This is a genomic window from Vibrio ruber DSM 16370 (assembly GCF_900163965.1).
Classification (GTDB): Bacteria; Pseudomonadota; Gammaproteobacteria; order Enterobacterales; family Vibrionaceae; genus Vibrio; species Vibrio ruber.
In genome coordinates this window covers 1-13200 of record NZ_FULE01000027.1, presented here as the reverse complement: position 1 = coordinate 13200, position 13200 = coordinate 1, and the positions used below count along the sequence as shown (strand labels likewise).

Annotated in this window: 14 protein-coding genes; 7 read left to right on the top strand and 7 right to left on the bottom strand. The window is 47.2% G+C overall.

Features of this window, described 5'->3' with window-relative positions:
* Positions 1-464: 464 nt before the first annotated feature.
* From VR7878_RS09575 to VR7878_RS09560, 4 genes are all read left to right on the top strand, one after another.
* Positions 465-1007: a septation protein A gene (locus VR7878_RS09575; protein ID WP_077335629.1), complete on the top strand. Its 543-nt coding sequence runs from the start codon at positions 465-467 to the stop codon at positions 1005-1007.
* A gap of 153 nt (positions 1008-1160) precedes the next feature.
* Positions 1161-1562 carry an acyl-CoA thioester hydrolase YciA gene (yciA, locus tag VR7878_RS09570; protein ID WP_077335627.1) on the top strand — a complete coding sequence of 134 codons (402 nt, stop codon included), beginning with the start codon at positions 1161-1163 and terminating at the stop codon, positions 1560-1562.
* 84 nt (positions 1563-1646) lie between these two features.
* Positions 1647-1943: a YciI family protein gene (locus tag VR7878_RS09565; protein ID WP_077335625.1), complete on the top strand. Its 297-nt coding sequence runs from the start codon at positions 1647-1649 to the stop codon at positions 1941-1943.
* Between the two features lie 23 nt (positions 1944-1966).
* Positions 1967-2365: a GspS/AspS pilotin family protein gene (locus tag VR7878_RS09560; RefSeq protein WP_205409445.1), complete on the top strand. Its 399-nt coding sequence runs from the start codon at positions 1967-1969 to the stop codon at positions 2363-2365.
* Positions 2366-2446: 81 nt separating this feature from the next.
* Here the strand turns inward: VR7878_RS09560 and metE are convergent, their stop codons facing one another.
* A complete protein-coding gene (gene metE, locus VR7878_RS09555) occupies positions 2447-4762 on the bottom strand; it encodes a 5-methyltetrahydropteroyltriglutamate--homocysteine S-methyltransferase (protein ID WP_077335621.1) in 2316 nt (771 codons plus the stop codon).
* Between the two features lie 286 nt (positions 4763-5048).
* On the opposite strand from metE, the gene metR reads away from it, so the two are divergent.
* Complete coding sequence (metR, locus tag VR7878_RS09550; RefSeq protein ID WP_077335619.1) at positions 5049-5960, top strand: HTH-type transcriptional regulator MetR; 912 nt, start codon at positions 5049-5051, stop codon at positions 5958-5960.
* A gap of 39 nt (positions 5961-5999) precedes the next feature.
* Here metR and VR7878_RS09545 read toward each other — a convergent pair whose 3' ends face one another.
* The 4 genes from VR7878_RS09545 to VR7878_RS09530 form a co-directional block, all read right to left on the bottom strand.
* Complete coding sequence (locus tag VR7878_RS09545; RefSeq protein ID WP_077335786.1) at positions 6000-6725, bottom strand: amino acid ABC transporter ATP-binding protein; 726 nt, start codon at positions 6723-6725, stop codon at positions 6000-6002.
* A 22-nt stretch (positions 6726-6747) separates the two neighbouring features.
* Entirely contained in the window at positions 6748-7692 is a 945-nt protein-coding gene (locus VR7878_RS09540; protein ID WP_077335617.1) for an amino acid ABC transporter permease, read from the bottom strand.
* 90 nt (positions 7693-7782) lie between these two features.
* Positions 7783-8589 carry a transporter substrate-binding domain-containing protein gene (locus VR7878_RS09535; RefSeq protein ID WP_077335615.1) on the bottom strand — a complete coding sequence of 269 codons (807 nt, stop codon included), beginning with the start codon at positions 8587-8589 and terminating at the stop codon, positions 7783-7785.
* Between the two features lie 297 nt (positions 8590-8886).
* Complete coding sequence (locus tag VR7878_RS09530) at positions 8887-10101, bottom strand: trans-sulfuration enzyme family protein (protein WP_077335613.1); 1215 nt, start codon at positions 10099-10101, stop codon at positions 8887-8889.
* 193 nt (positions 10102-10294) lie between these two features.
* Between VR7878_RS09530 and VR7878_RS09525 the strand changes: the two genes are divergently transcribed.
* Positions 10295-10765 (top strand): Lrp/AsnC family transcriptional regulator, encoded by a 471-nt coding sequence (locus VR7878_RS09525; RefSeq protein WP_077335611.1) that lies wholly within the window; start codon positions 10295-10297, stop codon positions 10763-10765.
* Between the two features lie 88 nt (positions 10766-10853).
* On the opposite strand, the gene VR7878_RS09520 is transcribed toward VR7878_RS09525, so the two are convergent.
* Positions 10854-11051, bottom strand: a complete 198-nt coding sequence (locus VR7878_RS09520; protein ID WP_059120617.1) for a DUF4250 domain-containing protein — start codon at positions 11049-11051, stop codon at positions 10854-10856.
* Positions 11052-11138: 87 nt separating this feature from the next.
* Complete coding sequence (locus tag VR7878_RS09515) at positions 11139-11819, bottom strand: HI_1241 family integral membrane domain (protein WP_077335784.1); 681 nt, start codon at positions 11817-11819, stop codon at positions 11139-11141.
* 209 nt (positions 11820-12028) lie between these two features.
* On the opposite strand from VR7878_RS09515, the gene VR7878_RS09510 reads away from it, so the two are divergent.
* A partial coding sequence (locus VR7878_RS09510) for a YgiQ family radical SAM protein (RefSeq protein ID WP_077335609.1) occupies positions 12029-13200 on the top strand: 1172 nt, incomplete at its 3' end.

Genomic DNA, 13200 nt, shown 5'->3' with positions numbered 1-13200 from the left:
ATGAATTTCCTTGTTGTTAAAAATATATACATCACTCGTTGTTGTCATGATGAACCAGCGATATCCCACCGCCCTTATCTGCTGATTAAGTATCACTTTTTCTCAATTCAATTGAATGACTTATAAAGCGAAAACATTATAAATAGATATATCACTGATGAAACGAACCTGTACACGATAATCTGATCTAGCTCTTAAATATCAATATGATATGTAATGAAAAATATAAACCAGATCACTTATGGTTATATTTTTAGTAACGGGAAAGTCTATAGCGCTTATTTTTTATACTTCTCTTCGATTCAATGACTCCGCTGGCAACAATCGATAGAGGCCGACTCAGCCACAAATATCCAGATCAGGCTCAAACCAGCCAGAAATCGTGACAAAACGTGATCTGACTATTCAGATACCTGTCAATTTTAGTTAGACTGTACCGCTCTCTAGTGAAGGACTGAATACCCATGAAACAACTGATCGACTTTATTCCACTTATTGTGTTTTTCGTGCTGTTCAAACTGTACGACATCTATGTGGCAACAGGAGCCCTGATCGTTGCCAGTGCTCTGCAAATTGTCATTACCTACTTTTGGTATAAAAAAGTCGAAAAAATGCAGGTCATTACTTTTATTTTGGTCGCAGTGTTCGGTGGAATGACGATCTTCCTCCATGATGACAACTTCATTAAGTGGAAAGTCACCATTGTCTATCTTGTCTTTGCCATCGGCCTGACTGCCAGCCACCTGATGGGCAAATCAGCCATTAAAGGCATGTTGGGCAAAGAGCTACACCTGCCTGATGATGTCTGGTCAAAAATTAACTGGGCTTGGGTGTTTTTTTTCGTTGCCTGTGCAGGTATTAATGTCTATATCGCTTTCAGACTGCCTTTAGATGTCTGGGTCGATTTCAAAGTTTTTGGTCTGCTGATTGCGACGCTGGTATACACCTTACTGACTGGTGTATACATTTATACCCGGTTACCCAAAGATGAAGACAAACATCAGTAACCTGAAAAACGTGAACTTGCATCGGTTCTTTCTTGCATCTGTGTGAAATCCGATGCACCATCTGTTATTGTTTCGAAGTTGGATGAATTCACTGTATTTGATTGATCAGTCAACGCTTCTCCTGAAAGCATTCAACCTGTGTAGTACGAAATTATGAACTCTGAAGTGAATACCCCGAAAGGCCAGCTCCTTTCACGAACGCTTGCAATGCCGGCGGATACCAATGCGAACGGCGATATTTTTGGCGGCTGGATTATGTCGCAGCTGGATTTGGCCGGTGGCATTCTGGCAAAAGAAATCTCACACGGCAGAATCGTCACGGTTTCGGTATCAAGCATTACCTTTAAGAAACCAGTCAGTGTCGGTGATGTAGTTTGTTGCTATGGTGAATGTGTCCGTATCGGTCGTAGCTCGATGTCAATTGAGCTTGAAGTCTGGGTTAAACCCGTTCATGCACACGGCATTGGTGAACGGTTTCAGGTCTGTGAAGCCACATTTAACTACGTGGCCGTTGATAGTGACGGGCGCCCGAGAATGATTGAGCTTCACCCATAAGATAAATCATTGTTCTCTCAAAGCCATCGGCCGGAGAGAACCCAAGTCGAGTCAACGACCCGACTTTTGTATAAGGATATAAATATGTGGTATGTCATATTTTCTCAAGATGTGGAAAACTCTTTAGAGAAGCGGATGGGTGCCCGGCCGCAACATCTGGAAAGATTACAGCAATTACAAAATGAAGGGCGCTTACTCACTGCCGGGCCTCTGCCAGCAATTGACTCTGAAAACCCCGGAGAGGCAGGATTCACCGGGTCAACCGTGATCGCTGATTTCGCATCTCTGGATGAAGCCAAAGCATGGGCGGATGCCGATCCTTATGTCGTAGCCGGTGTTTACCAATCCGTTATCGTCAAACCCTATAAACAAGTTTTTTAACGATCTGAGAATAGCATTTCATGATAAGAAAAATATGTATTGCAGTTGGGCTAAGTGCTGTCTTAATCGGTTGTAGTAGTCATAATGAGCAAAAACAGCTGGAGCTACTTGCATCCAACCGCGCCAGTATTCTTCATGCCGAGCTTCCGATTAAGTCCGGACCATTGTCCATCATGCGCGCCTCTTCAAAGGGGAACATCATTGAGATCATGATGATTTATAACAATGATGCGCCTAAAGCCAAGTCAACGCAGGCACTCTTAGCGCAGAGTATCAAAAGTTATTGTACCAATGCGGAAACGCTATCAAATCTCCAGGCGGGTCTTGCCTACCGGATAAAAATCCGCAATACCCGTGGTCAGCTGATGATTGATCAACTAATCGACCAAAACGCTTGTAAAAAATATGCACAGAAGCAATAACTCAGCGATTTATCTTCGTCAATTTGCTTGCGTCAAATGATCAAGAGCCCCAATATCGGGGCCCTTGGTTTATGGCAATCATTATGATGCGCCCTGTTCTTCCCAATGCTTACGAAGCGTTTTAGCGGCAGCGACCATATTATGTAACGCGGCTTCTGTTTCCGGCCAGCCCCGGGTTTTCAAACCACAGTCAGGGTTGACCCATAACCGCTCGGCAGGAATGGCTTGTGCTGCCTTTTTCAATAACTCAATCATCCACGCCTGAGACGGAATATTCGGTGAATGGATATCATAAACACCCGGGCCAATCTCATTCGGATAATTGAAAGCCTCAAATGCATCGAGCAGCGCCATATTTGACCGCGACGTTTCAATGGTGATCACATCTGCATCCAAAGCAGCGACTGATTCAATAATTTCATTGAATTCACTGTAACACATATGCGTATGAATCTGTGTTTGCGGCGCAGCACTGGACGCAGCGATACGGAAAGACTCAACAGCCCAGTCCAGATAAGCCTGATGATCGCGTTTTTTCAGCGGTAAACCTTCCCGGATTGCCGGCTCATCAATCTGGATGATATTGATACCGGCGGTTTGCAAATCAGCAACCTCATCACGCAGCGCCAGAGCCAGTTGCTGCGTGATCGTTTTCCGGGAGATATCTTCCCGGGGGAATGTCCAGCACAGGATGGTAACAGGGCCGGTCAACATTCCTTTCATCTGCTTTGCAGTGAGCGATTGGGCGTACTGCGACCATTCCACCGTGATCGGTTTTTCACGTTCGATATCAGCCACGACAATAGCCGGTTTAACACAGCGTGACCCATAACTCTGTACCCAGCCGAAACGGGTCGTCTGAAATCCGGATAAGTTCTCCGCGAAATACTCCACCATATCATTGCGCTCAGCTTCACCATGAACCAAAACATCCAGTCCCAGAGCTTCCTGTCGCTCAACCGCTTCATGAATATGAGCTTTCAGCGCGGTTTTATAATGACTTTCAGATAAACGTCCCTGCTTAAAATCATTGCGCAATTTTCTGATTTCGCTGGTCTGAGGGAAAGAGCCGATTGTTGTGGTCGGTAAGAATGGTAACCCCAATGCCTCCTTCTGATATGTCGCCCGCTCCCGGTAAGGCAGCGCCCTTGTCGCCAAAGCCTCGGTAATCGCTTCAACCCGTTGACGAACATGGGGTTTATTGACCTGCTGAGAGGCGCGCCGCTGTTCAATCGGACGGCTATAGTGCTGACACGCTTCAACAGCTTTAACATCACCATCTAACGCAGCGCCAAGTAACCCCAGCTCGGCGACTTTTTGACGGGCAAAGGCAAACCAACTGCGCGTCTCTTCACTCAGTTCCGTCTCCAGTGAAAGATCAACCGGACTATGTAGCAGCGAGCATGAGCTTGCGACCCACAATCGGTCACCGAGCTGTGCTTTAAGGGGTTGTAACTGTCGGAGTAATGCTGCCAGATCAGCGCGCCAGACATTACGTCCGTTAATGACGCCCACAGACAGAACCCAATCGGCAGGGAGTTTCCCGGCAATTTCATCCAACTGCTGTGGTGCGGAGACGACATCGATATGCAGTCCATTGACCGGTAAGGCAATCACACGTTCTAAAACATCGGTGATTGAATCAAAATAAGTGGTTAGCAACAACTTGGGACTTCCCTGTTTATTTTTTCCCTGTAATTGCGTATAAGCAGTCTGAAACGCATCAAGCCAGACTTGTGGTAACTCCAGCGCCAAAATTGGCTCATCAATCTGAACCCACTCAACCCCCAGTGCTGCCAATTTCTCCACAATGGTTTGATAGGCAACCGTTAACTGAGGTAATAACGACAAGCGGTCAAACCCCTCTGTCACGGATTTCCCCAGATACAGATAACTGAGTGGTCCCAATAATACGGGCTTCACCTGATGCCCTTGCTGAATGGCTTCACCGACTTCATCAAATAGCTGTGACCAGCTCACCTCAAACGTATCATCGGCTGAAAATTCCGGCACAATATAGTGATAGTTGGTATTGAACCATTTGGTCATATCAGAAGCGGCATGGCCTCCTTGACAGTCACACCCTTGTCGGGACTGACCTCTGGCAATTTTAAACAGTGTATCAAGACCGATATCACCGTCCCGGTGGCGTTGAGGCACATGGCCTAATAACAGCGACGTATTCAGCACATGATCATACCAGGCAAAATCACCCACTGTCACAAAGCTGAGCTGATTGTCCGCTTGCAGTGTCCAATTCTCCTGACGAATCGATGCACCAGTCACTGCCAGCTGAGACTGGTCAAGCGCCCCGCGCCAATACCCTTCTAAAGCAAATTTAAGTTCTCTTTTACCGCCGATACGAGGAAAGCCCAGAATATGTGTTGTGGTTGCCATGAATACCATCCTTTGATTATTGTTTGCCGTGAATATTGATACGGATTGATCGGGTTACTGACTAATCGTTCAGACCATTAAAGATGTCTGGATGGCTAAAATATCGTACAAAATGATTTCCCTGCCAATCGCCAATTGTTCAACCGTTACATTAATAAAATTCATAGTCATAAAAATAAATTGAAATTAAGTAACTCATATAGACGTCCGGATGTTTACATGCGCCTGATTTCAGCGTAGTTTAGTAAAAATATTCAACATGATTTATCATGAATGAGGAAAACTCATGTTAGAAATCAAACATCTTAAGACATTGATTTCCCTTCGAGATACCGGTTCTTTAACCGCAACGGCGACCGCGCTGCACCTGACCCAATCCGCTCTGTCTCATCAGATTAAAGATCTGGAATCACGCATTGGCAGCCCGCTGTTTCTCAGAAAAACACGGCCGGTTCGGTTTACCTCCGAAGGTGAAATTTTGCTCAGACTGGCGGAAGATGTCTTGCCGCGAATGGCTCAGGCCGAGCACCAAATCGCCAGTCTCAAAGAAGATGTCAATGGTCGCCTGCACATGGCAATCGACTGCCATTCTTGCTTTCAATGGCTGATGCCGGCACTTAAGGAATATCAGATCAGCTGGCCGGATGTAACGTTGGATTTTTCTTCCGGATTTGGGTTTGAACCGCTGCCTGCGCTACTCGCGGGAGAGCTTGATCTCTTGATCACCTCGGACATTATGCCCCGCTCAGAAATCCATTATGAACCGTTGTTTGATTTTGAAATGCGTCTCGTCACTGCAATCAATCATCCGCTGGCAGACGCCGCTGCGATTCAACCGACAGATTTAACCGGACAGACCATGTTGACTTATCCGGTTCCCAAACAGCGTCTTGATGTATACAAACACTTTCTTCAACCGGCCGGTGTAGAGCCGATGAAATGGAAACAGGCAGACAATACGCTCATGCTGGTGCAGATGGTTTCAGCCGGACTGGGGGTTGCGGCACTCCCCAACTGGGCCATCAGTGAATTCTCCCGCCAGCGTCTGATCACCAGTAAACCACTGGGGCAAGGATTATGGCGGCGACTGTTTGCTGCTGTACGGCATGGGGAAAAAGAGAAACGCTATCTACAGGCTTTCTTTGCGACAGCCCGACAACAGTGTAAAACACACTTAGAAGGGATAAAAATCGCCTGATAGAAACGACTTCCGCCAGTCAACTGGCGGAAGATTGTATTATAAAATTTTGGCAAGAAATTGTTGTAAGCGAGGATGAGGCGGCGATTCAAATACCACCTGAGGCGTATCATCAACCAACAATGCGCCTTCCTCCATGAATAACACGCGGTCGGCAACCTCTTTGGCGAATCCCATTTCATGAGTCACGATCACCATCGTCATACCCTCTGCTGCCAATCCTTTAATCACATCCAACACTTCACCGACCATTTCCGGGTCAAGCGCCGAAGTGGGTTCATCGAACAACATCAAATCCGGCTCCATCGCCAACGCCCGGGCAATCGCCACACGTTGCTGCTGGCCGCCGGACAGATGAGAAGGATAGTTGTTCATCCGATCAGCCAGACCAACACGCTTCATCAACGCTTTCGCGGCGACTTCCACCTCTTTCACCGGACGTTTGGCCACTTTCATCGGTGCCAGCATCACATTTTCTAAAGCTGTCTTATGGGGAAATAAGTTAAAGCTTTGAAACACCATCCCGACATTTTGTCGCAGTTGATTGATATCTGTTGATTTGGCATACATATCGATACCATCGACGATAATCGAACCTTCATTAATGGCTTCAAGTTGATTCAAGGTCCGCAAGAACGTGGATTTCCCTGAGCCGGAAGGCCCGATAATCGCAACGACTTCACCTCTTCTCACCGTCGCACTGACCGATTTTAGTGCGTGGCAGCCATTGGGATAAAATTTTTCAATCCCTTTGGCAACAATCATATCTTCACCGGAATATTGATTATTAGTCACTAGCGGATAACCTCTTTTCTAACACTTGGATCGCCCACGAAAGTGAGCCGGTGACGAGCAGATAAAGTGCTGCAACGGTAAACCAGACTTCAAAAGGGGCAAAGCTCCCTGCAACGACTTCCCGACCAGCCTTGGTCAGATCCGTAATTGAAATCACCGAAACCAATGACGAATCCTTAATCAAATTAATAAATTGCCCGGCGAGCGGTGGCAGCGTTCTCTTAAACGCTTGTGGCAATATGACATACATCATCGCCTGAGGATAAGTCATCCCCAATGAACGTGCAGCTTCCATTTGACCACTGGATACCGACTGAATCCCCGCCCGGATAATTTCTGCAACATAAGCACCGGTAAACACCGACAGTGCAACCACACCCGCGGTAAATCGATCCAAATCCAGTACAGTACCAATAAAGAAATAGACGATGAAAATTTGCACCAGTAACGGTGTACCGCGAATAATTTCAACATACGTCAGAGACAGGTCCCGGGCAGTCTGATTTTTTGCGACCCGCATCAGTCCGAAAATCAGCCCCAAGAAAATGGCAAAAAAGAGTGAGATGAACGAGATTTTTACCGTCACCCAAAGCCCGACAGCGATCGGCCCGAACTTCCAATCTTCAACCCGGGCAACCGTATCCCCTTCGAAAATTAAGTCACCATTACCAATCGCTCGTTGATCATATGATTTGATGACCTGATCAGGGGCTCCGTTATCAAATTTCACAATGATTGTATGGCCTTCGATAACAGATACACCATCCCCATGGGCACGGATATCCTGCATCTCAGTATTAACAACATAAGGCCATAACCGATCCCAATGCCAGTTATAATTAATCGTTTTGCCGGAGAAATAAATACCACTCACCAACAACACCATAATTACGGCATAAATTCCATGACCTATCCAACGGCTGGATTTTGACTGCATTACAATGATTCTCTTGTGTTTACTGCTCACCCGGACAAGGGAAACCCCAAGTCCGGTACTTCATATTAATTGAGTATAATAGCGAGGAAATTACTGAACGTCCTTCAACCAGCTATCAGACTTGAACCATTTATCATAAATACGCTGATAAGTCCCGTCTCCTTTTACCTGACGCAGGTAATTATTCAGGAAGTTGAGGAAATTAGGGTCATCCTGACGAATCGCCCATCCCAGCGGTTCATAGGTAAATGGCGTATCCAGATGTGTTACTTGCTGAGGGTGCTGTGCGGCATAGATAGCATTATACGGCAAGTCATATACATAAGCGTCGGCTTTACCGTTGGAGACTTGCAGTACAGCATCGACTTCAGTGTCATAGAGATCCAGCTTCGCCTTCGAGATATACCGTTTTGCCGCTTCTGCTCCCGTTGTTCCCAGCTTGCTGGTTAAAGTATATTTCGGATCGTTGAGGTCCTGATAACTTTTCACTTTGCCCGCCAGTTTAGGGGAAATCAGTACCGACTGTCCGATAACAATATAAGGGTCGGCAAAATTAACTTTCAGATTGCGTTCCGGTGTAATGGTCATCCCGGAAATGATGATATCGCATTTGTCGGTCTGCAAAGCAGGAATAATCCCGTCCCATGCGGTATTGACCGGCACAAATTTCACGCCGATAGAACGTGCCATATGTTTTGCTATATCTAAGTCGAAGCCGACAAAACGACCATCTTTGGTCTTCATTTCAAATGGTACATAACCCGCATCAAAACAAGCTCTGAGCTCTCCTTTATTGAGGATGTTTTCCAGTGCAGATTGTGCGGCATAAACCTGAGTCGTCCATGCAGAGCAGGCAAGTACCGCTCCGGCAATCGCTGATTTTAATATTTTATTCATACTATCCCTTTATGATTTTTATATTCCGTGACCATTTCTTTCAAGAAATGCGATGTTGTGTTATCAACTTTGCCGAATTATTCAGCAAAGTTATCTTTAGTATAGTGCGACAGAACAGTAGCACTTTTCAATACTTTCGTCACAATCAATCACACGCTTGTTTACAAAAGAGTCAAGTCACTGGGACATTCAACTGTTGCCGTTTTCCGCTTTATCTGTCTCCCTTCTCTTTGATGGACTATTTTCTTCTTTTGATTGAGCAGGATGAGAAACGTACTCAACAAACAAAGGCGCGCATCAACGCAATAGCTGCTCAAGCTCTTCTATCAGATCGTGCGGGTTTTCCAGACCAATTGACAACCGCAATACCCCGTCTCCGGCATAATGTCGAAACTGTTGTTCCTGTTCCGCTGTCATCCGGTAAGTCGATGTCATCAAGTCAGCCGTCTTCAGTAAGACCGCCAGACTCCGCTGGTGCCCGATAGAATAAGCGTAGTAAAATAAACGGGCATCTCTGGCAAACCGCTGTGCAATATCATCCAGCGCATCGACCTGAAAAACGATAATCCCGCCACCATAAGCCATCTGTTCCTGTGCCAGTGCATATTGAGGATGAGATGTGAGCCCCGGATAATTGACTTGCTTCACCCGGGGATGATTTTCCAGCCATTGCGCGATTTGATGCGCCGAATCACTGATGGTTTTCATCCGGGGATACAAGGTCTCGATGCCACGCATAATCAGCCAGGCATTTTGTGCGCTGATCGTAGCTCCAAAATGCGCTGCCGCTCTGGAACGAATTTGTGCAATCAAAGCTTTGTTCCCCGCGACACACCCACCCAATGCATCACCGTGACCATTGATAAACTTGGTCAGTGAGTGAATGACAAGATCAGCCCCCAGCACTGCCGGACGCGTAATCACCGGTGTCGCAAAGGTTGAATCCACCGACAGCAACACCTGATGCTGTTTGGCGACATGTGCCAGTTGCGCCAGATCAGTCAGACGCAATAAAGGGTTGCAAGGGCTCTCGGCATGGATCAACCGGGTATTGGGCCGAATTGCCTGCACCACCGCATCGAGATCGGTCAGATTCACCGCGGTCACTTCAATCCCGTAGTCAGGCAAAACGTCTCTTGCCAACTCATAAACTGCGGCATAGCAGACATCGCTGATAATCAAATGATCGCCGGCACGTAACAGTGAAAAAAACACCGCTGACAGTGCCGCCATTCCTGTCATCGTTGCATAGGCATCATCGGTACATTCCAGTGCTGCAATCCGCTGTTCAAGCTGTCGGACGGTCGGATTGGTCCAGCCGGCATACAAAAAAGGCGCATCGGCCAAATCCTCAATCCCGTTGGCAGAAAACGACCCTTCCTCCGGTACAAAACAGTGGTTCACCGACATCGTAATATCGGGAGTTGTGGTTTTGGTTTGGTGATCCGGCACAAAACCGGCTGAAAGTGCCAGTGTTTCCGGACAATACTGCGGGGACTTAGACTCAGACATCGATACAAGCTTCCGTAAGGTTCATAACAGCAGTGAGAAAACGAGACAGGCATGTACTGGATACACACCATCCCGGAGTCGATAGTATCGGGGAAACAAGAGCGGCTGAACGGAGAAATAACCGAATCAAACTATGATTTTCTGCATTTTTTATCATAATATGCAGAAAAACCGCATTTCGAGATCTTAAAATATGCAACTTGACTTATTCGACAGGAAGATACTGGATATCATGCAGCACAATTGCCGCCTGCAAACCGAACGGATTGCCGAACAAATTGGATTATCGGCGTCCGCGGTACAGCGCCGGATCAAAAAATTACGTCAGGAAGGCGTGATTCAACAGGAAGTGGCAGTCATTGATCCGCAGTATCTGATCAATCATATGAGCTTTTTAGCCGGTTTAGAAATCGAACGGGACAACTACCAGACTCTCTCCCACTTCAAAATCTGGGCTGAGCAGAAAGAAAATATCCAACAGATCTATTATGTCACCGGGCAGTTTGATCTGATAGTCTTGGTGACCGCGGCAACCGCGCTGGAATATGATGCATTTATCGAAAAACTGATGCAGGAAAATCCCAAAATCCGCCGGGTTACGACCCATGTGGTGCTCGACAGTCCGAAACGCTCATTTTACACGCCCGTCAGTGAATCAGAATAGCAAAGGCCGGATGTCACCATCCGGCCCGAGTCGCCTTTCTGTTGTCACCGGTCGTCAATCATGACTGCCTCTCGACCAATGAAGCGGCTCAATGATCGGCTTTAAACTGATTGGTCAGCGGATCGTACTGATAACCCAGATGACCTAACTTATCGAGCACGGCTTGAGAGTCACACTCATACGTCGTCACCAAATCATCAAAACTTTCACATTCGAGTCGCAGTTTCTCATTGACGATGCCCAGCAAAATCGAATGGTCTAAACGGTCAATATTTGAAAAGTCCATCACTACACTCCTTTCGGTGATTCTGAGGTTGTAAGCCTGAATGAAGTCAACCTGATTTAAGTGTAGTGCGAAATCGTGACAAGTAACTTAATAAAAATACAACTGGTGGAACCCGCTCATCGCCGTTAAAAGCACCAGACAGGAAATTCCCAGCTGTACTTTATCCGCATTTTTAGTCGTCAGTAAATGCCATGACCAGATAATCACGGCCGTCACTAACAGAGAAAAACTGAGCAGAATCGAGTGCAATACGTTTTGCAACTGAATCGGATCCATACTGGCAGCCAGTGGCACAATACACAGCGTCAGTAATATTGCTGTCAGAATGCCGATAACCGGTAATAAACGATGAAAAGCTTGCAAGCGAGTTCTGGCAATGGTCAGTAACCAATGAGCGGCAATCGCCCCTAACAACAAACATGACAAGACTAACGTGACCGCAGCAACCCAGTTCGGAGCACTCAGAATGGCATACAACAGCGTCAGTCCGGCCACTCCGTTGGCGCAATAAAGGACTTTCAGTGGCCCTTCTTGTCGTGTCTTGCCTGTTTTGACCTGAGAATAGAAATAACCGATCAAAGCAACATTCAATAGCGCCCATAAATGCTGGGAAGCGACCAGCAACCATAGCACCAGCAACAGCGGTAAGATGCGGTGAATTCTCCCCCGTTGTCCCGGACAAATTTCCCCTTTGATCAAAACAAGCGTAAGAATAAATTGTGCTCCGGCGGTCATTGGAAACAATACGGCAATAAAAGCGTTCAACATAACGAAATCTAGCATAAAATTAGATAATACGATCATACCAAAAACATTGCCGGATGAAAGCGAATGATACAGATTCTGTTGAGGAACATTGAGTGAACCATGGTTTATCGCGACCCACGAATATCCCGATTTATTTTGTGGACTGATGATGCTGGCGACGCCTCTCACTTGCCGCTATAATGCCCGCCGCACTTTCATGAGGTCAAAATATGCACAGTATCACCACGCCAATTCATCACTATGAACCCTACTGGGCCAAATGCTTCGGTCACGCACCATTTTTGCCGACCAGTCGAGAAGAAATGGATCAGTTGGGCTGGGATAGCTGTGATGTCATCATCGTGACCGGTGATGCCTATGTTGATCACCCGAGCTTTGGCATGGCGATTATCGGCCGTCTGCTCGAAGCTCAGGGATTCCGGGTCGGGATTATTGCTCAGCCGGCATGGCATAACAAAGAAGACTTCATGACGCTGGGGCAACCCAACCTGTTTTTTGGCATTACTGCCGGTAACATGGACTCGATGATTAATCGTTATACCGCGGATAAAAAATTGCGTCATGATGATGCCTATACGCCCGGAAACGAAGGTGGAAAACGGCCGGATCGCGCGACACTGGTCTATTCCCAACGTTGTCGTGAAGCCTATAAAGAAACCCCGATTGTTTTAGGGGGCATTGAAGCGAGCCTGCGCCGCGTTGCCCACTATGACTATTGGTCGGATAAAATCCGTCGTTCGATCTTATTTGATGCCAAGGCTGATATTCTGCTATTTGGTAATGCCGAGCGGGCACTGGTCGAAGTCGCTCACCGGCTGGCACAGGGAGAATCAATTCAGTCGATGACGCGTATTCGCGGCACGGCAGTGATCTGCTCTCAAGCGCCGGACACCCACCGAATCATTGACTCTTCGCGGATAGAAAAGCCGGGAAAACCGTTTGTACCGACCAATCCGTATCAGGCCGAACCCGCCTGTGAAACCAACACCAGTGAGGCGCAAGCCCAGCCGATTACGGTGCGTCCCTCCCGCCACGATGCTGAAACCACTGCGGTACGTCTGCCGTCGTATGAAAAACTGGTGAATGACCGAATTCTCTATGCACATGCAAGCCGGGTACTCCATCTGGAGACCAACCCCTACTCTGGCCGCGCTTTAATCCAGAAACATGGTGACCGGGAATTATGGGTCAATCAGGCACCGATTCCGCTTTCGACCGAAGAGATGGACTTTGTATTTGGCCTGCCTTACGCCCGGGTACCGCATCCGCGTTACGGCAAAGCAAAAATTCCGGCCTACGATATGATCAAAACATCAGTCAATATTATGCGCGGATGCTTCGGGGGCTGCTCTTTCTGCTCCATCACCGAACACGAAGGCCG

Bases quoted from the DNA above. Each gene is read 5' to 3' on its own strand.
- VR7878_RS09575 (WP_077335629.1), top strand. From the start codon at position 465: ATGAAACAACTGATCGACTTTATTCCACTTATTGTGTTTTTCGTGCTG.
- yciA (WP_077335627.1), top strand. From the start codon at position 1,161: ATGAACTCTGAAGTGAATACCCCGAAAGGCCAGCTCCTTTCACGAACG.
- VR7878_RS09565 (WP_077335625.1), top strand. From the start codon at position 1,647: ATGTGGTATGTCATATTTTCTCAAGATGTGGAAAACTCTTTAGAGAAG.
- metE (WP_077335621.1), bottom strand. From the start codon at position 4,762: ATGGCAACCACAACACATATTCTGGGCTTTCCTCGTATCGGCGGTAAA.
- metR (WP_077335619.1), top strand. From the start codon at position 5,049: ATGTTAGAAATCAAACATCTTAAGACATTGATTTCCCTTCGAGATACC.
- VR7878_RS09545 (WP_077335786.1), bottom strand. From the start codon at position 6,725: ATGATTGTTGCCAAAGGGATTGAAAAATTTTATCCCAATGGCTGCCAC.
- VR7878_RS09540 (WP_077335617.1), bottom strand. From the start codon at position 7,692: ATGCAGTCAAAATCCAGCCGTTGGATAGGTCATGGAATTTATGCCGTA.
- VR7878_RS09535 (WP_077335615.1), bottom strand. From the start codon at position 8,589: ATGAATAAAATATTAAAATCAGCGATTGCCGGAGCGGTACTTGCCTGC.
- VR7878_RS09530 (WP_077335613.1), bottom strand. From the start codon at position 10,101: ATGTCTGAGTCTAAGTCCCCGCAGTATTGTCCGGAAACACTGGCACTT.
- VR7878_RS09525 (WP_077335611.1), top strand. From the start codon at position 10,295: ATGCAACTTGACTTATTCGACAGGAAGATACTGGATATCATGCAGCAC.
- VR7878_RS09520 (WP_059120617.1), bottom strand. From the start codon at position 11,051: ATGGACTTTTCAAATATTGACCGTTTAGACCATTCGATTTTGCTGGGC.
- VR7878_RS09515 (WP_077335784.1), bottom strand. From the start codon at position 11,819: ATGTTGAACGCTTTTATTGCCGTATTGTTTCCAATGACCGCCGGAGCA.